The organism is Streptomyces spinosisporus (assembly GCF_022698145.1).
Classification (GTDB): domain Bacteria; phylum Actinomycetota; class Actinomycetes; order Streptomycetales; family Streptomycetaceae; genus Streptomyces; species Streptomyces spinosisporus.
Genome location: NZ_JALDAX010000028.1, coordinates 13,342 through 33,914 on the forward strand (window position 1 = coordinate 13,342; position 20,573 = coordinate 33,914).

Here is a 20,573-nt window from a genome sequence, read left to right on the forward strand (position 1 = left end):
GCGGCCCGCAGTCGGTGTGCCCGCGGCACAGGAACAGCCTCTGACCACGCGGGAATTCCGTTCCGGGGACATGTATTCCGGGTATCGGGATTCCTGCGGGACGAACTGCGCACGCCAGGCGCAGCCCCGGACGGACGGATTCGACACGCGTGACGGAGCACCCCATGTCCTTCGAGCGCCCGCAGCCGGGCGCCGACCCCGCGGATCCCCGCGGGGCGCTCCTGCACACCCCGGCGACGATGCCCCCGGCGGCCGCCTTACCGGCGCAGGCCCGCACCGGGGAGACACCGCCCGCGCCGGGCACGGCCACGCCGCGCGGCAAGGGAAAGGATCCGGCCTCGCCTCCCTCCGACAACACCGGCCCCGAGCACTCGCAGCCCGCTGCCGTCGAACCAGGCACCCACCGTCCGCGCCCCGCGCCGGAGGCCGTCCCCGACCAGCCGGGCGGCGAGCAGGGCCGCGCCCAGGACGGCGGCGGTCAGGAGCGCCGTAGCGGACAGGGGGCGGTGCCCGGCCGGCCCACGCCGATGCGGCGCGACGGCGACCGGCTGCGCTTCGTGGGCGCCGCGACCCGGCGCATCGCCCGCGGCATCGACCTGGACGAGATCGTCATGGGGCTGTGCCGGGCGACCGTGCCGACCTTCTCCGACGCGATCCTCGTCTATCTGCGCGATCCGCTGCCCGTCGGCGACGAGCGGCCCACGGGCCCGCTCCTGCTGCGGCTGCGGCGCACCGACCGGATCCCGGCGGAGCGCGACACCGAGGGCAATTTCTCGCCGGCCCTGCAGCCGGAGCCGCCCGAGATGACGGGGCTGGACGCGGTCGGCGCCGAGATCTGCGAGGTACGGCCGGGCAGTGCGCTCGCCGAGGTGCTGCGCGGGGTGCGTCCGGTCTTCACGGACGCGCCCGCAGCGCGTGCCGCCCTGCCCGAACTCCTCGGTGACACGGGCGAGTTCCTGGTGCCCGGCGGTCAGCGCGCGATCCTCGCGCCGCTGCGCGGCCGGCGCCGGGTGATCGGCGCGGCGCTCTTCCTGCGCCGCCCCGAGCGGCTCGCCTTCGAGGCGGACGACCTGCTGGTCGCCGCCCAGCTCGCCACGCACAGCGCGCTCGGCATCGACAAGGCGGTGCTGTACGGCCGCGAGGCGTACATCGCCGACGAGCTGCAGCGCACCATGCTCCCCGAGACCCTGCCGCGGCCCACGGGCGTGCGCCTGGCCTCCCGTTACCTCCCGGCGGCCGAGACGGCCAGGGTGGGCGGCGACTGGTACGACGCGATCCCGCTGCCCGGCAGCCGGGTCGCGCTGGTCGTGGGCGACGTGATGGGCCACTCCATGACGTCGGCGGCCATCATGGGCCAGCTGCGCACGACCGCGCAGACCCTGGCCGGCCTCGACCTGCCGCCGCAGGAGGTCCTGCACCACCTGGACGAACAGGCCCAGCGCCTGGGCACCGACCGCATGGCGACCTGCCTGTACGCGGTCTACGACCCGGTCTCGCACCGGATCACCATCGCCAACGCCGGCCATCCGCCGCCGGTGCTGCTGCATCTGGGCGGTCGCGCCGAGGTGCTGCGGGTGCCGCCGGGGGCGCCGATCGGCGTGGGCGGGGTCGACTTCGAGGCCGTGGAGCTGGACGCGCCCGCGGGCGCGACCCTGCTGCTGTACACCGACGGTCTGGTGGAGTCGCGCCTCAGGGACGTGTGGACCGGCATAGAGCAGCTGCGCGAGAAGCTCGCCGCGACCGCGCAGTTGACCGGCCCGGACCATCCGCCGCCGCTGGAAGCGCTGTGCGACGAGGTCCTCGACATGCTCGGCCCGGGCGACCGGGACGACGACATCGCGCTGCTCGCGGCCCGCTTCGACGGGATCGCGCCGAGCGACGTGGCGTACTGGTTCCTGGAGCCCGAGGACGCCGCCCCCGGCCGGGCCCGCAGGCTCGCCCGGCGCGCGCTGTCCCGCTGGGGCATGGAGGACCTCAGCGACTCCGTGGAGCTGCTCGTCAGCGAGGTCGTGACGAACGCCGTGCGCTACGCCTCCCGTCCGGTCACGCTACGGCTGCTGCGCACCGACGTGCTGCGCTGCGAGGTCGGCGACGACGTGCCCCAACTGCCGCGCCTGCGCCAGGCACGGGCCACCGACGAGGGCGGTCGCGGCCTGTACCTGGTGAACAAGATGGCCAGACGCTGGGGCGCGACACGGCTGAGCACCGGGAAGGTGGTCTGGTTCGAGCTGAACCAGACCTAGCAGCGCGCGAGGCCGTACGCGACGCGGTCGTAGACGCACGAAGGGCGCCCGGCGAGATGCCGGGCGCCCTTCGTCGTCCGTCCGCTACTGTTCCCGGTTGTTCGGGTCCAGCGGGTTCTCGATGCCGCCCGTCGGGCTCTGGGTGGGCGACTGGGTCGGGGACTGCGTCGGGGTCTGGGTGGGTGTCTGGGTCGGCGTCTTGGTCGGCGTCTCCGAGGGCGCCTCGGACGTCGGTGCCTCGCTCGTGGGCGTCTCGGAGGGCGTCTCGCTCGCCGACTTCGTGGGCGTCGGCGTGTAGCTCGGCTGGACCCCCGCGCCCTGGGTGGTGTCCAGGTCGAACTTCAGGCCCTTGCCGGAGACGCCGAAGGTGTACGCCGCCCAGATCTGCGCCGGGAAGCCACCGCCGTTGACGCGCGGGAAGCCGCCCGCCTTGTACATCGAGACCTGCGCGCCGTTCTTCTTCGACTCGCCGAACAGGCCGACCGAGGTGACCAGGTCGGGCGTGTAGCCGCTGAACCAGGCCGAGCGGTTCTCGTCCGACGTACCGGTCTTGCCGGCGACCTTGCGGCCGTCCCGGTCGGCGTTGTCCCGGACCGACACCTTGGCCGTACCGTCGTCGACCACGCCCGTCAGCACCGAGGTGACCGAGTCGGCGGCCTCGCGGCTGACGACCTGGTCGCCGATCGGGTTCGGCAGGGTGACCTGGTGTTGGCTGTTCTCGACCGACTTGATGATGGTCGGAGTGACCTTCTTGCCGTGGTTGTCGAGGGTCGCGTAGACGCCGGCCATCTGCAGCGGGCTCGCGCCCATGGTGCCGAGGGTCTGGGCGGGTACGGACTTGAGGTCGGCGGTGTCCATGCCCATCTGGCTCGCGACCTTGAGCACCTTGTCCATGCCGACGTCGACACCCATCTGCGCGAAGACGGAGTTGACGGACTCGTTCATCGCCTTCTGGACGGTGATGTCGCCGTAGTCCGCGTCGTCCTCGTTCTCGGGTGCGAACCCGACCTTGGTCCCGTGGTCCACGACCGGGCGTTTGCTGGTGCCGTCGTAGATCGTGTTCGCGGTGATCGGCTTGCCGCTCTGCGTCTGGGCGTTCTCGTCCAGGGCCGCGGCGAGGATCACCGGCTTGAAGGTCGAGGCGGGCTGGTAGTCCGTGCGGGTCGCGTTGTTGCGGAAGTGCTTGTAGTAGTCCTGGCCGCCGTACATCGCGACGACCGCGCCCGTCTTGGGGTTCACGGAGGCCGCGCCGGCCTGGACGTCCGCGTCGACCGAGCGCTTCTTCGGGTCGAGCTTGCTGGTCAGCTGCGACTTGGCGGCCTTCTCCAGCGCCGTCTGCTTCTTCTTGTCGATGTTGAGCGTGATCGTCCAGCCGCCCCGGTTGACCAGCGTCAGGGCGTCCTTCACGTTGTCGGCCGTACCCTGCGCGACAAGCTGCTGGGCCAGTTGGTTGTTGGCCGCGTCCACCAGATAGCCGGTCTGGCCGCCCATGCCGGCCGCGGCCTTGGGCGTCTTCGGGATCGGGAACGTCATCGCCTCGCGCTTGCCCTTGTCGAGCCAGCCCTCCTCGACCATGTTGTCGAGGACGTAGTTCCAGCGGGCCTTGACGAGCTTCTTGCCGGTGTCCGAGGCGATCGCCCAGTCGTACTGGTTCGGGGCCTGCAGCAGGGCGGCGAGATAAGCGCCCTGCTCGACCGAGAGCTTCTGGGCGTCGACGCGGTAGTAGGCCTGGGCGGCGGCCTGGATGCCGTAGGCGCCGCGGCCGTAGTAGCTGGTGTTGATGTAGCCGGCGAGGATGTAGTCCTTGGACTTCTCCCGGTCCAGCTTCAGCGAGATGACCAGTTCCTTCAGCTTGCGCGAGATGGTCTGGTTCTGCGTCAGGTAGTAGTTCTTGACGTACTGCTGGGTGATGGTCGAACCACCCTGGGCGCCCTTGCCGGAGACCGTGTTGAGCAGACCGCGGGCGGTGCCCTTCAGATCGACGCCGTTGTCCTTGTAGAACGTCTTGTTCTCGGCGGCGACGAAGGTGCGCTGGACATCCTTGGGCACCTTGGCCAGGTCCACGATCTCGCGGTTGCGCTCACCGTCGCGGGTCAGCAGGGTGCCGTCGCTGTACTTGTAGACGTTGCTCTGGAGTTCGGCGTCGGCGTTGCCCTTGGGTATGCCGATCATCATGTACAGCGCGATGAACGCGCCCATCCCGAGCAGGCACACCCCGAAGACGGTCCCGACGATCTTCTTCCAGGTGAACATCCGGCGTATGAAGCTCCGGCCGTCCTTGCCCTTGCCCTTGGCCCGTCCCCTGCCCTGAGCCGCCCGGCGCGCCGCGGCCCGGCCGCCGACGACCGTGACCTGCTCCTCCGGGGAAGCCGCCGATGCCGCCGCGGACGAGCGCCTCGGCGGCGCCGCGCGGCGGCCACCGCGCTGTCGCGCTCGTCTGTCTTCCGCCCGTCCCATTGGTCCGATCCGCTCCGCTTCGTTCATGTGTGCTCACACGTCACACAGGTTCGCCGCTCAAGTCAGCTCAAGAAGCTAACACCGTGACATGTGACCTAGGTCCGTCGATCCGGCCTTTGACGGACGTGAGAATCAGCACCCGCCCCAAAGGAACCGACGGCTGGGAGGGGTTGAGGGTTGCTCGACAGGGGTAAAGTGTTATCACTTAGATAAGCAGGCGCTAGCAACCTGCCGCGCCACGAGAACGGGGGCCATCCATGTCCGCACAAGACTCCACACCCACCGCCGACGTCCCGGAGATGCCCGCACCGCGCGTGCGGGAGTTCACCGCGCACAGCATCGGCGGCGCGCTCGCGCTGCTGCTCGGGCTGCTGGGACTGCTGGGTGCCGTCGCGCTGTTCGTGGCCTCCTCGGTCAGCCCCGGCTTCGCCGTCGGCGGTGTCTTCGTCCTGATCGCCGCGATCATCTCGCTGCGCGGGCTGAACACCGTGGCGCCGGGCGAGGCCCGGGTGGTCCAGCTCTTCGGCCGCTACCGGGGCACGATCCGCCAGGACGGCCTGCGCTGGGTGAACCCCTTCACCTCGCGCACCAAGATCTCCACCCGCGTGCGCAACCACGAGACCGCCGTCCTCAAGGTCAACGACGCCTACGGCAACCCGATCGAGCTCGCCGCGGTGGTGGTCTGGAAGGTGCGGGACACCGCTCAGGCGACCTTCGAGGTGGACAACTACCTGGAGTTCGTGGCCACGCAGACGGAGGCCGCGGTCCGGCACATCGCGATCGAGTACCCCTACGACGCCCACGACGAGGGCGGACTCTCGCTGCGCGGCAACGCGGAGGAGATCACCGAGAAGCTCGCCGTCGAGCTGCACGCGCGCGTGGAGGCGGCCGGCGTGCAGATCATCGAGTCGCGCTTCACGCATCTCGCGTACGCTCCCGAGATCGCCTCGGCGATGCTCCAGCGCCAGCAGGCCGGAGCGGTCGTGGCGGCCCGGCGGCAGATCGTGGACGGAGCGGTGGGCATGGTCGAGGCGGCGCTCGCGCGGATCACCGAGCGGGACATCGTGGAGCTGGACGGCGAGCGCAAGGCGGCGATGGTGTCCAACCTGATGGTGGTGCTGTGCGGGGACCGGGCGCCACAGCCCGTCCTCAACACCGGGACCCTCTACCAGTAATGACTGCCTCCGAGGGGGCCACGCCCGAGCGTCGGCCGCAGCAGCGCAAGCAGGTGCTGCTGCGGCTGGACCCGCTGGTGTACGAGGCCCTGGCCCGGTGGGCCTCGGACGAGCTGCGGTCCGCCAACGCCCAGATCGAGTTCCTGCTGCGGCGGGCGCTCGCGGAGGCGGGACGGCTGCCCGGGGAGGCGCGGCCGATTCCGCGCCGGGGACGGCCGCCCGCCGGTCCGGAGGCCTGAGCTCGCGGAGTTTTCGGGCGTCCCCGCAATTCCCCGAGTTTCCTGTGACAGAGCTGTGACAATCGGCCCCCACCTGCGGGGCCGCACACCCCGCCATGATCTACACACTCCGCGTATACATCAGGCGTATACACCGTGTGTAGAGTGCTCCGCATGTCCATCGGTCACACCCTTCTGGGACTCCTGGAGTCCGGGCCCCGCCACGGCTACGACCTCAAGCGGGCCTTCGACGAGAAGTTCGGTCACGACCGGCCGCTGCACTACGGCCAGGTCTACTCGACGATGTCGCGCCTGCTGAAGAACGGACTCGTCGAGGTCGACGGGATCGAGGCGGGCGGCGGGCCCGAGCGCAAGCGGTACGCGATCACCGACGCCGGCATCACCGACGTCGAGCGCTGGCTCGCGACGCCGGAGCCGCCCGAGCCGTATCTGCAGTCCACGCTGTACACCAAGGTCGTCCTCGCCCTGCTCACCCATCGTGAAGCGGCCGACATCCTCGACACGCAGCGCTCGGAGCATCTGCGCATGATGCGGATCCTGACCGACCGCAAGCGCAAGGGCGACCTCGCCGACCAGCTCATCTGCGACCACGCCCTGTTCCATCTGGAGGCCGACCTGCGGTGGCTGGAACTGACCGCCGCGCGCCTCGACAAGCTCGCCGAGGTGGTGACCAAGTGACTCCTCCCCCCGGTTCCCTGCTCGCGGCCGAGGACCTGCACAAGGTGTACGGGCCGACCACGGCGCTCGACGGCGCCGAGTTCTCCATCCACCCCGGCGAGGTCGTAGCCGTGATGGGCCCCTCCGGGTCCGGCAAGTCGACCCTGCTGCACTGCCTCGCGGGGATCGTGACGCCCGACTCGGGCTCGATCACCTACGGCGGCCGTGAGATGGCGACCATGAGCGACGGCGAGCGCAGTGCGCTGCGGCGCTCCGAGTTCGGCTTCGTGTTCCAGTTCGGCCAGCTCGTACCGGAGTTGACCTGCGTGGAGAACGTCGCCCTGCCGCTCCGGCTGAACGGCACCTCCCGCAAGGAGGCCGAGCGGACCGCGCTGACCTGGATGGAGCGGCTCGAGGTCGACGACCTGAGGAAGAAGCGCCCCGGTGAGGTCTCCGGCGGTCAGGGGCAGCGCGTCGCCGTCGCCCGGGCCCTGGTCACCAGCCCCCGGGTGCTGTTCGCCGACGAGCCGACCGGCGCGCTCGACTCGCTCAACGGCGAGCGCGTGATGGACCTGCTCACGGACGCGGCCCGGTCCACCAACGCCGCCGTCGTCCTCGTCACGCACGAGGCACGGGTGGCCGCGTACTCGGACCGCGAGATCGTCGTACGCGACGGCAGGTCCCGGGACATGGAGCGCATCGTATGAAGGCGGGGCACTGGGCCAGGGACCTGGCCCTGGGGGTGCGGTTCGCCTTCAGCGGTGGTCGCGAGGGCTGGACGCGGGCCGTGCTCACCGCCGTCGGCGTGGGGCTCGGGGTGGCGCTGCTGCTGCTGACGACCGCCATTCCGAGCGCACTGTCCGAGCGGAACGAGCGGGGCAGCGCCCGGGACGACTTCACGTACACCGGGAAGGTGCTGCCCAGGGGCGACGACACGCTGATCGTCGCCAACACCGACACGACCTTCGACGGTGCGGACGTGCGGGGCCGGCTGCTGCAGCAGGAGGGGGCGCGGGCGCCGCTGCCGCCGGGCGTCGCGAAGTTCCCGGCGAAGGGCGAGATGGTCGTCTCGCCCGCGCTGAAGAAGCTGCTCGCGTCCGGCTCCGGCAAGCTGCTGCGCGAACGCATTCCCTACCGCGCCGTGGGCACCATCGCCGACTCCGGGCTGGTCGGGCCCGCCGAACTCTCCTACTACGCGGGCGCGTCGGGCCTGGAGCGGCATCTGGCCGCCGGCAGCGTCGAGCGCATCCACTACTTCGGGCCCTCCCCCGGACACCAGCAGGAGGGCCTGGACCCGACCCTGCTGCTGCTCGTCACGATCATCTTCGTGGTGCTGCTGCTGCCCGTCGGTGTGTTCATCGCCGCGGCCGTCCGCTTCGGCGGCGAGCGCCGCGACCGCCGGCTCGCGGCGCTCCGGCTGGTCGGCGCGGACGGCCGGATGGCCCGCAGGATCGCGGGCGGCGAGGCGCTCGCCGGGGCGCTGCTCGGACTCGTCCTCGGCACCGGCTTCTTCCTCACGGGACGTCAGCTGGCGGCGCTGCTGCAGGTGCGGGACATCAGCGTCTTCCCCAGCGACCTCAACCCTTCTCCCGCGCTCGTCCTGCTCGTGGCCGTCGCGGTGCCCGCCGCCGCCGTCCTCGTCACGCTGTTCGCGCTGCGCGGGGTCGTCATCGAGCCGCTCGGCGTGGTCCGTACGGCGCGGCCGCCGCGGCGCCGGCTGTGGTGGCGGCTGCTGCTGCCGCTGGCCGGGCTCGGCCTGCTGTCGCCGATGATCGGCCAGGGCAACGACAACGGGGACTTCAACCAGTGGATGGTGATCGGCGGCACCGTGCTGCTGCTGGTCGGCGTCACCGCGCTGCTGCCGTGGATCGTCGAGGCCGTGGTGGCCCGCCTGGACGCCGGTCCGGTCTCCTGGCAACTGGCGGTGCGCAGACTGCAGTTGAGCAGCGGTTCGGCCGCCCGCATGGTCAACGGCATCGCGGTGGCGGTGGCCGGTGCGGTCGCCCTGCAGATGCTGTTCGCCGGGGTCGAGAGCGACTACACCAAGGAGACGAAGAACGACCTGTCGCGGGCGCAGATGGAGATCTCCGTGCGCGGTGACGTCCCGCTGTCCGAGGTGGACCACCAGCTCGCCGGGACCGAGGGCGTGCGCCGGGTGACGGCACTCTCGCTGGGCTCGGTCGGCGACGGACCGAAGAACCCGGACAACGAGCTGGAGGTGGCCGTCGGCAGCTGCGCGCAGCTGGCCGAGGTGGCCCGGCTGGGGTCGTGCCGCGACGGCGACATCTTCCGCATCGTCGGCGACGAGTACGGCAGCGACACGAAGAAGCTGATCGCACCGGGCCGCACCCTGTACTTCGACCCCGCCTACGACGGGTCGAGCAGCCACACGGCGGCCTGGAAGGTGCCCTCCGGTGTGAAGACCGCCGCCCAGCGCGAGGACCCCACGGGCTACGAGCGCGGCGGACTCCTCGTCACCTCGGGCGCGCTGCCCGCGGCCGCGACGGCCGGACTGATCCAGAAGGTGTATCTCTCGCTGGACCGGTCGGTGGCGGACGCCGACGAGCACGCGCGCAACACGGCCGCCCGCCTTGACCCGCTGGCGAGCGTGTACACCCTGGCATCCACCAAGCAGTCGCTGCAGTTCCGGTCCATCCGCACCGGCCTGTTCGTCGGCGCCACCTGCGTCCTCGTACTGATCGGCGCGAGCCTGCTGGTCTCCCAGCTGGAGCAGTTGCGCGAGCGCAAGAAGCTGCTGTCGTCGCTGGTCGCCTTCGGCACCCGGCGCCGCACGCTGAGCCTGTCGGTGCTGTGGCAGACGGCGATCCCGATCGCGCTGGGCCTGCTGCTGGCGTCGGTGGTCGGTCTGACGCTGGGCGCGGTGCTGCTGAAGATGACCGGCACGACGGTGAGCGTGGACTGGGCGAGTGTGCTGTCGATGACGGGCATCGGTGCGGCGGTCGTCCTCACCGTGACCGTGCTCAGCCTGCCGCCGCTGCTGCGCCTGATGCGCCCGGACGGCCTGCGCACCGAATAAACCGCACAATAACCCGCAAGGCCCCTCCCCACGGCCGGGGAGGGGCCTTCGCCGTTCACGGACCGACCGCGTAGGTCAGACGCCTGCGTCCTCCGCCTCGTCCTTGGGCGTCGCCCCACCGTCGGGTGCCGCGTCGGCCCGGACCGGCTCGTCCTCGACCTCCTGCGGGGCGGACGGCTGCGGGTGCTCGTCGCCGCCGGGGATGTGCTCCTCGGAGTACGCCCTCAGATACCCGACGACCGTGTTGGTCACGGCCACCAGCGGTACGGCGACCACCGCGCCGCCGATGCCCGCCACCATGCCGCCGCCGGCGACGGACAGGACGACCGCGAGCGGATGGACGCGCACGGCCCGGCCGAGGATGAACGGCTGCAGGATGTGGCCCTCGATCTGCTGGACCGCGAGCACGACGAGGAGCGTCATCACCGCCGTGAACACGCCCTGGGTGACCAGCGCGACGACCACCGCCAGTGCGCCGGAGGCCACCGCGCCGACGAGCGGGATGAAGGAGAACAGGAAGATGAAGACGGCCAGCGGCACGGCCATCGGCACATCGAGGAAGTAGATGCCCAGTCCGATGAAGATGGCGTCGATCAGGGCCACCAGCACCGTGCCGCGCACATAGGCGGTCAGCGTGCGCCAGGCCCGCGGGCCCGCGCCGGAGATGGCGGGACGGGCGGCGGCGGGGACCAGCTTCAGCGTCCACTCCCAGATGCGCCGGCCGTCGTAGAGCAGGAACAGGGTCGAGAAGAACGTCAGCAGGATGCCGGTCAGGGCCTCGACCACGACCTGGACGCCCTCGAGGCCCGCGGAGGTGATCTGGTCGCTGTTCGCGCCGACCGCCTCGCGCAGGTTCTTGGCGATCTGGTTGATCTGCTTGTCGGTGACGTGGAAGGGGCTTTTCAGCAGCCAGTTGCGCAGATCGTCGATGCCGCTCTGGATCTGGTCCGAGAGGTTGTCGATGTTCTCCATGACCTGCCAGGTCACGAACCAGCCGATCAGCCCCATGACGACGAAGCCGAGGATCGCGGTGAGGGCGGTCGCCGGACCGCGCGGCACGCCGTGTCGCTTCAGCCGGGCCACCGTGGGCTGCAGCAGCGCCGTGATGAGCAGCGCGACGACGAAGGCGAGCACCACGAGTTGTACGGCGCTGATGACCCGCATCAGCACCCAGAGCGTGCCCGCGAGCACCAGCAGCCGCCAGCCGGCCTCCGCGGCGACGCGCACGCCCCACGGAACGGCCTGTGCGGGCTCGGGCCGGGTGGGAGGCGGTGCCGGCGGCTCCGGCCGCGGCTCGGGCGCGGGCTTCGCCGCCCTGCGGCGTGAGGAGGACGAGGCGCCGTCGCCGTCGCTCTCCCGCTCGACCTCGGCGCGGCGTTCGTCCAACCGCTCACTGACCTCGGTCAGCGAGGCGCCGATCCGACCGAGCCACCCTGGCACTCGCGACATGATCCGTCCTCTACCCCCGTCTGTCCCCACCACTCCCCCCTGGAGCCGATGCGTCCGACCGTACAGGGCGAAAGCCCCTCCCCCTAGGACGGGGAGGGGCTGCGCAGGGTTGAGAGGCGGGGCCGCGGGCCCCGACGGCTCAGTACCAGCTGTTGGCCTGCCAGAAGGACCAGGCCTCGCACGGGCTGCCGTACCGGCTGTTCATGTAGTTCAGGCCCCACTTGATCTGGGTGGCCGGGTTCGTCTGCCAGTCGGAGCCGGCGGACGAGTACTTCGAGGCGGGCAGCGCCTGGAAGAGGCCGTAGGCGCCGGAGCCGGCGTTGACCGCGTGGTAGTTCCAGCTGGACTCGTGGTCCACGATGTTGCTGAAGCACTGGAACTGGCCGCTCGGCACCATCTGCCGGGCCATCGCCTGGATCTGGGCGACGGTGTACGAGCTCTGTACGGGGAAGTCGGCCGAGGTGGCCTTGCTGCGGCTGGCAGCGGCCTTCGCGTCGGCGCGCTCCTTGGCCTCCTTGGCGGCCTTCTCCGCCGCTTCCTTCTTCGCGATGGCGGTGTCGGCAGCCGCCTTGCGGGCCGCCTCTTCGGCGTCCTTCTTGGCGCTGGCGTCGGCCTGGATCGCCTGGGCGTCGGCCTGCTGCGTCAGGGAGGCGGTCTGCACCTGGGCCTGCTGGCCGGTGGGTATGTCCGCCAGGAGCGTGGCGTCGACTGCCGTCGCTTCGGCGTCGTTGGGCTGGGCAGTGCTGCCCGAGGCAACTCCGACAACGCTTCCGACGGCGGTGACCGCGGTGGCCGAGGCCACTGCGAATCCCCGGACCGAAATCCGGCTCACTCGGTTTCCTTCCAGCATCGCCCGCTTCGGTGACCCTGGCGGACGCAATCGTGCCCCTGACGCTGGCCTCCCCACTGCTTGGTCACGGGAGGCACGGGCCCGGTGGGCAACTCCTGCTGGAGGAGTGCCGCGTGGTGCGCGGGCGGCATACGACGACGCTGTGCAGTTAGCTGTGGTGCTTCTGTTGTGCCGTACCGCTGGGGGTACCGGTGTGTCGTATGCGGGGCCTGACAGGAGTGAGACTCTGCCGTAACCGGACGCCGGGTGGCAATTCTGAGTTGCGTGTGAAAGCTCACATCCCGTTTGACCCCTGGGATTTCGAGAAACAGCAACACGCGAAGGCGCCGCCCCGCTAGGCTCACAGCCTTTGCGGGACGGCGCCAACGGCCTTGATGTGCCTCAGATTTGGCCGTCCTCCAGCATTTCGGTCACAAGCGCCGCGATCTGGGACCTCTCGGACCTGGTCAGCGTCACATGCGCGAAGAGCGGATGCCCCTTCAGCTTCTCCACGACGGCGACCACACCGTCGTAGCGGCCTACGCGCAGATTGTCCCTTTGCGCCACGTCATGGGTGAGAACCACCCGTGAATTGGCGCCGATTCGGGACAGAACGGTGAGAAGCACATTCCGTTCCAGGGACTGCGCCTCGTCCACGATCACGAACGCGTCGTGCAGCGAGCGTCCGCGGATGTGGGTGAGCGGAAGGACCTCCAGCATCCCGCGCGCGGTGACCTCTTCGATGACCTCGCGGCTGGTGACCGCGGACAGCGTGTCGAAGACCGCCTGCGCCCAGGGGCTCATCTTCTCGGCCTCGGAGCCGGGCAGATAGCCGAGCTCCTGCCCGCCCACCGCGTACAGCGGCCGGAAGACCATCACCTTCTGGTGCTGCCGCCGCTCCAGCACGGCCTCAAGTCCCGCGCACAGCGCGAGCGCCGACTTTCCGGTGCCGGCCCGGCCGCCCATGGAGACGATGCCGACGTCCGGGTCGAGCAGCAGGTCCAGTGCGATCCGCTGCTCGGCGCTACGGCCCTTGATGCCGAAGGCCTCCCGATCACCGCGCACCAGGCGGATGTTGCCCTCGGGCGTGACGCGGCCGAGCGCCTTGCCGCGCTCCGACTGAATCGTCAGGCCCGTGTGCACCGGCAGGTCGGACGCCTCGGGCACATACACGTGCCCTTCCTCGAAGAGGATGTCCACCTGCTCGCCGGGCAGGGTCAGTTCGGACATTCCGGTCCAGCCGGAGGAGTCCGTGATGGCCAGTTCCGCGCGGTACTCCTCGGCGAGGAGGCCGACGGAGGAGGCCTTGATCCTGAGCGGCAGATCCTTCGAGACGACGGTGACGTCGAACCCCTCGGCCTGCAGATTGCGGGCGACCGCGAGGATGCGGGAGTCGTTGTCCCCCAGGCGGTAGCCGCTCGGCAGCACGCTGGGGTCCGAGTGATTGAGCTCGACACGGACGGTCCCGCCCAGTTCCCCGATCGGGATCGGGGCGTCGAGGCGGCCGTGCCGCACCCGGAACTCGTCGAGCAGGCGCAGTGCCTGCCGGGCGAAGTAGCCGAGTTCGGGATGGTGCCGCTTCGCCTCCAGCTCCGTGACCACGACGATGGGGAGCACGACCTCGTGCTCGTCGAAGCGGCTCAGGGCGTTCGGGTCGGCCAGCAGGACGCTGGTGTCGAGAACATAGGTGCGCCGGTCTGGCTTGTGGCGCTTTGTGCTGGTCACCACGGAAGGACGTACCCCCTCGGATGAGGTCGGGGAGCGACGGAGTGGAGCTGGGCCGGTCGACGGCCGCGATGCACGGGCCGGTGACCGGCCCTCCGCCTCTTCGTCCGTGCTGTGACCGCACGATCGGGCTGGTGCAAAGGGCCTCCCGGGCGGACGGCCCCGTGCCGTCCGCTGAGAACCGACACCCGTGGTTCGGGTGTCGACCTGCTTGGCTTATGCCCTCGAACATGCGTCACCATGCCGACACATATGTCGGCGCACCGGTGAACTCCTCGTGACGTCCGTCCCGACGTGGGGTGTTCGCCGGCGCAGGAAGCGGTGCGTCAGCCGCCGTAGCGCCGGTGCCGCGCCGCGTAGTCACGCATGGCGCGCAGGAAGTCGACCTTGCGGAAGGCCGGCCAGAAGACCTCACAGAAGTAGTACTCGGAGTGAGCGGTCTGCCACAGCATGAAACCGGACAGTCGCTGCTCGCCGCTGGTACGGATCACCAGATCGGGGTCGGGCTGGGCGCGGGTGTAGAGATGCCGCCCGATCATGTCGATGTCGACGGCCTCGGCCAGCTCCTCCATCGGAGTGCCCTTGTCATGGGCGTCCAGCAGCATCGAGCGCACCGCGTCGGCGATCTCCTGCCGGCCGCCGTAGCCGATGGCGACGTTGACCAGTATCCCGTCGATGTGGGCGGTGGTCTCCTCCGCCTCCTTCAGCGCGGTCTGCATCGGCGCCGGCAGCAAGTCGGGGGTGCCGACGTGGTGCACGCGCCAGCGGCCGTCGGCCGCGAGGGTGCGTACGACGTCCTCGATGATCCCGAGGAGCGGGCCGAGCTCCTCCTGGGGGCGGTCGAAGTTGTCCGTCGACAGCAGCCAGAGGGTGACCACCTCGACGTCCGTCTCGCTGCACCAGCCGAGGAACTCCTCGATCTTCTCGGCGCCCGCCCGGTGACCGTGCACGGTGGTGGAACCCGAGGCCTTCGCCCAGCGACGGTTGCCGTCCATGATGACGCCGATGTGCTTGGGCACCTGAGCGTGGTCCAGGTGCCCCTCCACCCGGCGTGCGTACAGCCTGACGAGCAGGCTGCGCAGCTTGTCGCGCAGGTTCACGTGATTGTCAGCCCCTCCGTACCGATGCGGTCCCCGCGGCTCGCAGCCTACCCCCGCGCTGCCCTGGGACAGGATTCGGGGTGCGGGGGTGGGGAGTTGGGCGTCCCGGGCGGGTGCGCGCCGAGGCCGGTGCGGGCATGAAAACGGGCCGGTCCGTGGGGGGGAGACGGACCGGCCCGAGGGGGGGTTTCCACCATAACCCTTTGTAAGTGCCGGTGGGTGCATCGGCGTGCCACAACTACTCTCCGAAATCGAACGGCGACGCGCCGATGACCGTGGAGCAGCCCTTTCATGGCTGATTCATGGCTGGTTCATGGCCGGTCCGTGGCCGGATCGCAGCGGATTCGCGTTCGTTCGGCGGCCCGAGCGGGAGTCCCCCGGGTGGGTGACCCAGGTGCGCGACGGGGCTTGACGCGGACACCGGAAAGAAAGAGGGCACCGCGCAGCCCCCTCCACTGCGCGGTGCCACCGCGCAGCTTTGCTGACGCGAATTACCTTGTCTTGAACTTACGCGACACTTAGGACAGAGGCGAGCCGACCTCGATAACAATGTGGAAACCGCGTCAAACCTGCGAATGTGCGGGTGCGATCCGTCCGGGATGCGCACCTTGTCCGGTGCGCGGCTTGCGGGCGTCGAAGAGATGGCGGGTGCTGTGGGCGACGAACGGGCCCTCGGCCTCGATCCGCTCGTGCAGGGCGCGGAGCCTGTCCTCGTACGCCTCAACCGTGAAGTCCGGGACCATCCAGATCACCTTGCGCAGGAAGTGGACGACCGCGGCGATGTCGTAGAACTCAATGCGGAGGCGTTCGGTGCGCAGGTCGACGATCTCCAGGCCGGCCGCCTCGGCGTCGGCGCGTTCGCGGTCGGGGTGGCGGGCGGCGCTCTGCTCGGGCGGGAGCGGGCCGAGGAAGTACTCGACGAGCTCGAAGACGCTGCGCGGGCCCACGTGCTGGGCGAAGTAGGTGCCGCCGGGCTCCAGAACGCGGGCGATCTCCGGCCAGTTGGGGGTCACCGGGTGCCGGCTGCTGACGAGGTCGAACCCGGCGTCCGCGAAGGGCAGCGCCGCGTCCTCGGGCGCGGCGACGACCACCGTGCCGCGGGGGCGGAGCAGAGCGGCGGCCTTGGCGACGTTCGGCGCCCAGCCCTCGGTCGCGACCGTGAGCGCCGGGGTCTTGGCGGCGCGGCCGAGGGCGAAGTCCAGGACCTCCCCACCGCCGGTCTGGAGGTCCAGCGCGGCGGTGGCCCCGCCGAGCCGCCCGGCCAGGGACACGGCGTACCCCCACGAGGGCCGCTCCTCCGTGGCCCGGCCCTCGAACCACGAGAAGTCCCATCCTTCGGTGGGCACGGCGACACCCTCGGCGAGGAGGTCTTCGAAGCTGCGGCGCTGCTTTGGGGGCATGGGGTCGGGTCCTGTCAGAGGGATGGGGGCTCACGAAAACAGGGGTTCGAGCTCACGGCACCAGTGGCCTGACCTCTTCCGCCACGAACCGTACGAACCCCTCCGGGTCGGGTTCGTCGCCCGTCGGCTGGAGGATCACGGTGTCGGCGCCGGCCTCGGCGAGGCGTTCCACGGCCTTGGCGACAGTGCCGGCGTCTCCGGCGACGCCGAGGGTGGGGTCGGGATCGGGCCCCTCCTCCTTGAGGAGTTCGGCGCGCAGCCGGGCGGCGGCGTCGGGGCCGGTGGCCGCGAGCAGATAGACGACCACCTCGTGCGGATCGGCGGACCGTCCGGCCGCCTCCCGGCCCTCGTCGACGAGCCCGCGGGCACGTCGTACGCCGTCCGCCGTGGTGGACGCGGTGAGCACGATGCCGTCCGCGGCCTCACCGGCCAGCCGCAGCGAACGCGGCCCGGTGGCCCCGGCGAGGACGGGCACGGGAGCCGGGGGCGGCCAGTCGAGGCCGACGTCGTCGAGCCGGACGTAGCGTCCGCTCGTCGTGAGCCGCTCCCCGCGCAACAGGGCGCGCAGCGCGTCGAGATGCTCCCGCAGCAGGGTCAGCGGTGACTCGGCCCGCGCGCCGACCTGCCCCATCCAGTCCTGTACGCCGTGCCCGACGCCGATGACGGCGCGTCCGGGGAACATCCGGTGCAGGGTGGCCGCCTCCATCGCGGTGATGGCGACGTTGCGCAGCGGCACGGGCAGCAGCCCGACCCCGATCCGCACCCGTTCGGTCCAGGCGAGGGCGGCCGCGGCCGTCGAGATCCCGCCCTCCCGGAAGCAGTCCTCCCACAGCCAGAGCTCCTCCAGCCCGGTCTCGTCCGCGGTGCGGGCCACGGCACGCAGTCGCTCCGGGGGCAGTTGGGGTCGGAACACAGCACCGAGTCCAGTCATGCGTTCTTCCTACCCGCGCCCGAACGAACCGGACAACCGCTTTACGCGGCGCGCCTGCCGCTGTTCGGCGCGTAGTGCAGGAACTCGACGCCGTTGCCGAAGGAGCGGCTGTCGAGGAGGTGGAGGGACGCGGAGAGGTCGGCCTGCGGGAAGAGCCTGGTGCCGTGGCCGACGATGACGGGATGGACGTAGATCCGGTACTCGTCGACGAGTCCGAGCCGCAGGAACTCCCCGGCGAGCCGGGCCCCGCCGAGCCCGAGGTCCCCGAGCGAACGCTCCTTGAGCGCCCTGACCGCCTCGGGGACGACGTCCCGTACGACGGTGGCGTTCCAGTCGGCCCACTGCAGGGTCCGCGAGTACACGACCTTCGGGATGCCGCGCCAGATGCGGGCGAACTCGGCCCCTACGGGAGTGATGTTCGGATCCGCGTCGGCGGTGGACCAGTAGCCGGCCATGAGTTCATAGGTACGGCGGCCGGTCAGCAGGGCGTCGTACTGTCTGACGACGCCGTTGAAGTGCTGGTGCATCTCCTCGTCGACCCGGTGCCAGCTGATGTCGTGGTCGGGACCCTCGATGTAGCCGTCGAGGGAGATGTTCATCATCAGCACGATCTTCGACATCGGGGTCACCTGGAGTTCGTCCGTCCGCATCGGTCGCCGCACACCGTATCGAGGGAGGCGGGTTTCGGGTGCGGCGGACGATGCCTGTGATACGCCCCGTCAGCTCCCTCAAGCTCCCCCGAGCTCCCTCAACTCGCTGCGAAGGCCCCCAGCACCAGTCCCGTGAACGCCCCGCCCAGCATGAACGGCCCCAGCGGAATCGCCGTCCTACGGCCCGCACGGCGCAGCACGACCATCCCGAGGCCGTACACCGCGCCGTAGAGCAGACCCACGAAGGCCCCCGTGAGCAGGATCTGCCAGCCGTACCACCCGAGCGCCACGCCCAGCGCGAGGGCCAGCTTCACATCGCCGAAGCCCATGCCGGCGGGGTTCACGAGAAAGAGGACGAGATACGCGGCACCCAGCGCCAACCCGCCGAGCAGCGCGGTGGACCAGGAGCCCGTGGCGGCGGGGAGGAGGGCCGCGACACCCAGCAGGACGGCGATCGCGGCGGCCAGCGGCAGCGTGAGGACGTCCGGGAGACGGTGCACCCGGCGGTCGACGAGGGTCAGCAGGACGGCCACGGGGGTGAGCAGCACCCAGACGGCGGTCTCGGGGTGCGGGCCGCCGGCGGAGGCGGCCAGTGCGGCGCAGAGGAGGGCGGTGGTTGTGGAGACGGTGGGGGTGCTGGGGCCGTACGGTCCGCAGGGGGTGGTGTGCTCGGCCGGTTCAGTCGGTCCGGTCGGCGTGGTCGGTTGCGTGACTGGTTGCGTGGCCAGGCAGACCGAGCGGCCCAGCCAGCCGCCCCAGGCCCCCGTGATCGGGTGACCCGCGGGGCAGTTCGCGCTCCAGGGCTCGCCCGCCTCGACCGAGAACCGGTGGGCCGCGCGGGGCAGCACGAGGCCCGTACCCGCTCCCCAGACGGCGGCCATGACGATCAGGAGTACGCCCACGGCGGGACCCTACGGCGACGGCAGTCGGGCAGGCATGGGCCCGTGGGCCCATGTAGGGCCCACTGTTGTGCGGATACGTTCGCCCTACGGCGTTGGGTGAACGGGAGGAGGCCTCGGCATGGGGCGACGTTGGCGGGACGGGCGGGGCACACTGGTGGTCCCGGAGGCACGGAGAAACGGCGAACCCGGCGGAGCGGGCGAACTGGTCGGAGCACAGGTGCCGTTGGAGATCGCGACGTCCTACCGGGCGCGTACGAAGGGCCTGTTGGGCCGGGACGCGGTCGACGGAGCGATCCTGCTCTCCCCCGCCAACAGCATCCACACCCTCCGCATGCGCATCCCCATCGACGTCGCCTACCTCGACCGCGACCTCAACGTCATCGCCGTACGCACCATGAAGCCCTGGCGCCTGGGCCTGCCCCGCCTCCGCTCCCGCCACGTGGTGGAAGCGGAGGCCGGGGCGATGGCGAGGTGGGGGTTGCGGAAGGGGGTGCGGGTGGAGGTGCGGGACGGGGCCGTCAGTCCTCAAGTTCCGTGATCGGCCGGTCACTTACGACACCTGCCATGATCATCGGGGCGTCGCCGTCGGACTGGTTGAGCGATACGGCGACCCAGCGCGGGCCATCGGCGGCTTCGGTCGGCAGTGGGCCCCAGACCGTCAGGTCGCCGTAGCAGTCCGCGTCGGTCAGGGCTTGGAAGAGGGGCGGCATGGGTTCGCCCGCGAGCTTGCGGAACAGAGGCACCCGCATGCCGACCTGCTGGTGACGCCCCCAGACGCGGTCCAACTCCTCGGTGAGCGACGCCAGTTGCCGCTGTGCGGATGCCTCGGAGTCGTTCCACTCGGGAGCGTACGTTCCGGTGTACGGCACGCTCTCCCACAGCGGCACGATCACGAAGCCCTCGCCGCGCGTCCGGGTCCACTCCCCGGTGTCCGGCTCGCCCTCGTCGACCGTCGGACCCGTCGGAGGGACGGACGCGGTGGCCAGGGCCCTGACCTCGGAGACGGTTTTCGGGAGGTCGAAGGGTTCCCCTGCCCGGGCGGTCACAGCGTCGCCCGGTCGAGGGGGCGGGGCAGGGGCTGGAGGGCGCCGGCCTCCCGGAGTCGTACGTACGACGCGACCACGGCCTCCGGATCGTCCGGCGCGGCGATGTCCAGGAGCAAGCCCCCGCCCTGCATCTCCTTGCGTACGCCGGTGAAGTCGTCGGGCAGCAGGGCTGCTCGGCCGGGCGAGAGGTAGGCGAGCCAGCCGACGGACGGGTCGCCGACCGTCCATTCGGCGTCGTCCTCCAGTGCGTCCATGACGTCGTCGTCGGTCACGTCACCGAAGTCCGGGTCCCACAACTCGGCTACGGCGGCGAGGAGTTCGGCGTCGGGGGGTACCTCCGCGCCAGGCGACACCACCGTGATCACCATCGACTGCAGCAGGGATTCCGGGGCGCCGCCCGCCAGGCCGCTGACCTCGATCTTCCATCCCGCATCGGTCTGCCTGACCAGCCGCAGGCCGGTGCCCGTACGGTCGGACCAGTCCTCGGCCGACTGGGCGCTGCGCAAGGCGGAGAGGAGGGAGGGTTCGTCCGCGGTGAGGTCCTCGCCCGGGCCGGAGGCGGCGACCACCCGCCAGGTCCACGGACGTCCCGTGCCGTCGCCGGCGGCCGGGAGCAGGCCGGCCAACCGGTCCAGCGTCAGGTGCCACCGTTCGGTCAGCCGCTGCACCGGCTCGGGCCGCAGACCCCAGAAGCCCCGCACCACACGTCGCATGTCTGCCCTCCGTAGTCCCT

At 70.8% G+C, this 20,573-nt stretch carries 18 protein-coding genes; 7 read left to right on the top strand and 11 right to left on the bottom strand.

The genetic code is table 11. The features are described 5' to 3' along the window. Positions 1-164: 164 nt before the first annotated feature. Positions 165-2,243 (top strand): SpoIIE family protein phosphatase, encoded by a 2,079-nt coding sequence (locus MQN93_RS40720; RefSeq protein ID WP_016437752.1) that lies wholly within the window; start codon positions 165-167, stop codon positions 2,241-2,243. Between the two features lie 84 nt (positions 2,244-2,327). Here MQN93_RS40720 and MQN93_RS40725 read toward each other — a convergent pair whose 3' ends face one another. Further along, positions 2,328-4,700 (bottom strand): transglycosylase domain-containing protein, encoded by a 2,373-nt coding sequence (locus tag MQN93_RS40725; RefSeq protein WP_242713452.1) that lies wholly within the window; start codon positions 4,698-4,700, stop codon positions 2,328-2,330. 257 nt (positions 4,701-4,957) lie between these two features. On the opposite strand from MQN93_RS40725, the gene MQN93_RS40730 reads away from it, so the two are divergent. From MQN93_RS40730 to MQN93_RS40750, 5 genes are all read left to right on the top strand, one after another. Next, on the top strand, positions 4,958-5,875 hold the full coding sequence (locus tag MQN93_RS40730) for an SPFH domain-containing protein (protein WP_242713453.1): 918 nt from the start codon (positions 4,958-4,960) through the stop codon (positions 5,873-5,875). Beyond that, positions 5,875-6,114 carry a type II toxin-antitoxin system antitoxin gene (locus tag MQN93_RS40735; protein ID WP_016437749.1) on the top strand — a complete coding sequence of 80 codons (240 nt, stop codon included), beginning with the start codon at positions 5,875-5,877 and terminating at the stop codon, positions 6,112-6,114. The genes MQN93_RS40730 and MQN93_RS40735 overlap by 1 nt, the downstream gene beginning before the upstream one ends. Positions 6,115-6,267: 153 nt before the next feature. Further along, positions 6,268-6,792, top strand: a complete 525-nt coding sequence (locus tag MQN93_RS40740) for a PadR family transcriptional regulator (RefSeq protein WP_016437748.1) — start codon at positions 6,268-6,270, stop codon at positions 6,790-6,792. Continuing rightward, positions 6,789-7,478 (top strand): ABC transporter ATP-binding protein, encoded by a 690-nt coding sequence (locus tag MQN93_RS40745; RefSeq protein WP_016437747.1) that lies wholly within the window; start codon positions 6,789-6,791, stop codon positions 7,476-7,478. The genes MQN93_RS40740 and MQN93_RS40745 overlap by 4 nt, the downstream gene beginning before the upstream one ends. After that, positions 7,475-9,808 (top strand): ABC transporter permease, encoded by a 2,334-nt coding sequence (locus tag MQN93_RS40750; protein ID WP_242713454.1) that lies wholly within the window; start codon positions 7,475-7,477, stop codon positions 9,806-9,808. Before MQN93_RS40745 ends, MQN93_RS40750 begins: the two co-directional genes overlap by 4 nt. A 75-nt stretch (positions 9,809-9,883) precedes the next feature. Here the strand turns inward: MQN93_RS40750 and MQN93_RS40755 are convergent, their stop codons facing one another. The 8 genes from MQN93_RS40755 to MQN93_RS40790 form a co-directional block, all read right to left on the bottom strand. Continuing rightward, on the bottom strand, positions 9,884-11,257 hold the full coding sequence (locus MQN93_RS40755; RefSeq protein ID WP_242713455.1) for an AI-2E family transporter: 1,374 nt from the start codon (positions 11,255-11,257) through the stop codon (positions 9,884-9,886). Positions 11,258-11,396: 139 nt separating this feature from the next. Beyond that, entirely contained in the window at positions 11,397-12,089 is a 693-nt protein-coding gene (locus tag MQN93_RS40760) for an aggregation-promoting factor C-terminal-like domain-containing protein (protein ID WP_242713456.1), read from the bottom strand. A 399-nt stretch (positions 12,090-12,488) separates the two neighbouring features. Next, the gene (gene phoH2 / locus MQN93_RS40765; RefSeq protein ID WP_016437743.1) at positions 12,489-13,814 is read right to left on the bottom strand and encodes an RNA 5'-3' helicase PhoH2; all 1,326 of its coding nucleotides are present in this window, start codon (positions 13,812-13,814) and stop codon (positions 12,489-12,491) included. A 323-nt stretch (positions 13,815-14,137) separates the two neighbouring features. Continuing rightward, on the bottom strand, positions 14,138-14,911 hold the full coding sequence (locus MQN93_RS40770; protein ID WP_016437742.1) for an isoprenyl transferase: 774 nt from the start codon (positions 14,909-14,911) through the stop codon (positions 14,138-14,140). Between the two features lie 563 nt (positions 14,912-15,474). Continuing rightward, complete coding sequence (locus MQN93_RS40775; RefSeq protein WP_242713457.1) at positions 15,475-16,311, bottom strand: class I SAM-dependent methyltransferase; 837 nt, start codon at positions 16,309-16,311, stop codon at positions 15,475-15,477. Between the two features lie 52 nt (positions 16,312-16,363). Beyond that, positions 16,364-17,242, bottom strand: coding sequence for an LLM class flavin-dependent oxidoreductase (locus MQN93_RS40780; protein ID WP_242713458.1), 879 nt, complete (start codon positions 17,240-17,242; stop codon positions 16,364-16,366). A gap of 41 nt (positions 17,243-17,283) precedes the next feature. Further along, positions 17,284-17,892, bottom strand: a complete 609-nt coding sequence (locus tag MQN93_RS40785) for a dihydrofolate reductase family protein (protein ID WP_242713459.1) — start codon at positions 17,890-17,892, stop codon at positions 17,284-17,286. A gap of 98 nt (positions 17,893-17,990) precedes the next feature. Next, complete coding sequence (locus MQN93_RS40790; RefSeq protein WP_242713460.1) at positions 17,991-18,794, bottom strand: prepilin peptidase; 804 nt, start codon at positions 18,792-18,794, stop codon at positions 17,991-17,993. Between the two features lie 118 nt (positions 18,795-18,912). On the opposite strand from MQN93_RS40790, the gene MQN93_RS40795 reads away from it, so the two are divergent. Beyond that, positions 18,913-19,332 carry a DUF192 domain-containing protein gene (locus tag MQN93_RS40795; protein WP_242713461.1) on the top strand — a complete coding sequence of 140 codons (420 nt, stop codon included), beginning with the start codon at positions 18,913-18,915 and terminating at the stop codon, positions 19,330-19,332. On the opposite strand, the gene MQN93_RS40800 is transcribed toward MQN93_RS40795, so the two are convergent. Continuing rightward, complete coding sequence (locus tag MQN93_RS40800) at positions 19,313-19,840, bottom strand: hypothetical protein (RefSeq protein ID WP_242713462.1); 528 nt, start codon at positions 19,838-19,840, stop codon at positions 19,313-19,315. The genes MQN93_RS40795 and MQN93_RS40800 overlap by 20 nt on opposite strands. Continuing rightward, complete coding sequence (locus MQN93_RS40805; protein ID WP_242713463.1) at positions 19,837-20,553, bottom strand: hypothetical protein; 717 nt, start codon at positions 20,551-20,553, stop codon at positions 19,837-19,839. Before MQN93_RS40805 ends, MQN93_RS40800 begins: the two co-directional genes overlap by 4 nt. Between the last annotated feature and the right edge of the window lie 20 nt (positions 20,554-20,573).

Excerpts from the sequence above, each read along its gene's own strand:
- MQN93_RS40755 (WP_242713455.1), bottom strand. The coding sequence starts at position 11,257 with ATGTCGCGAGTGCCAGGGTGGCTCGGTCGGATCGGCGCCTCGCTGACC.
- MQN93_RS40725 (WP_242713452.1), bottom strand. The coding sequence starts at position 4,700 with ATGGGACGGGCGGAAGACAGACGAGCGCGACAGCGCGGTGGCCGCCGC.
- MQN93_RS40795 (WP_242713461.1), top strand. The coding sequence starts at position 18,913 with ATGGGGCGACGTTGGCGGGACGGGCGGGGCACACTGGTGGTCCCGGAG.
- MQN93_RS40750 (WP_242713454.1), top strand. The coding sequence starts at position 7,475 with ATGAAGGCGGGGCACTGGGCCAGGGACCTGGCCCTGGGGGTGCGGTTC.
- MQN93_RS40720 (WP_016437752.1), top strand. The coding sequence starts at position 165 with ATGTCCTTCGAGCGCCCGCAGCCGGGCGCCGACCCCGCGGATCCCCGC.
- MQN93_RS40735 (WP_016437749.1), top strand. The coding sequence starts at position 5,875 with ATGACTGCCTCCGAGGGGGCCACGCCCGAGCGTCGGCCGCAGCAGCGC.
- MQN93_RS40805 (WP_242713463.1), bottom strand. The coding sequence starts at position 20,553 with ATGCGACGTGTGGTGCGGGGCTTCTGGGGTCTGCGGCCCGAGCCGGTG.
- MQN93_RS40785 (WP_242713459.1), bottom strand. The coding sequence starts at position 17,892 with ATGCGGACGGACGAACTCCAGGTGACCCCGATGTCGAAGATCGTGCTG.
- MQN93_RS40740 (WP_016437748.1), top strand. The coding sequence starts at position 6,268 with ATGTCCATCGGTCACACCCTTCTGGGACTCCTGGAGTCCGGGCCCCGC.
- MQN93_RS40730 (WP_242713453.1), top strand. The coding sequence starts at position 4,958 with ATGTCCGCACAAGACTCCACACCCACCGCCGACGTCCCGGAGATGCCC.
- MQN93_RS40775 (WP_242713457.1), bottom strand. The coding sequence starts at position 16,311 with ATGCCCCCAAAGCAGCGCCGCAGCTTCGAAGACCTCCTCGCCGAGGGT.
- MQN93_RS40780 (WP_242713458.1), bottom strand. The coding sequence starts at position 17,242 with ATGACTGGACTCGGTGCTGTGTTCCGACCCCAACTGCCCCCGGAGCGA.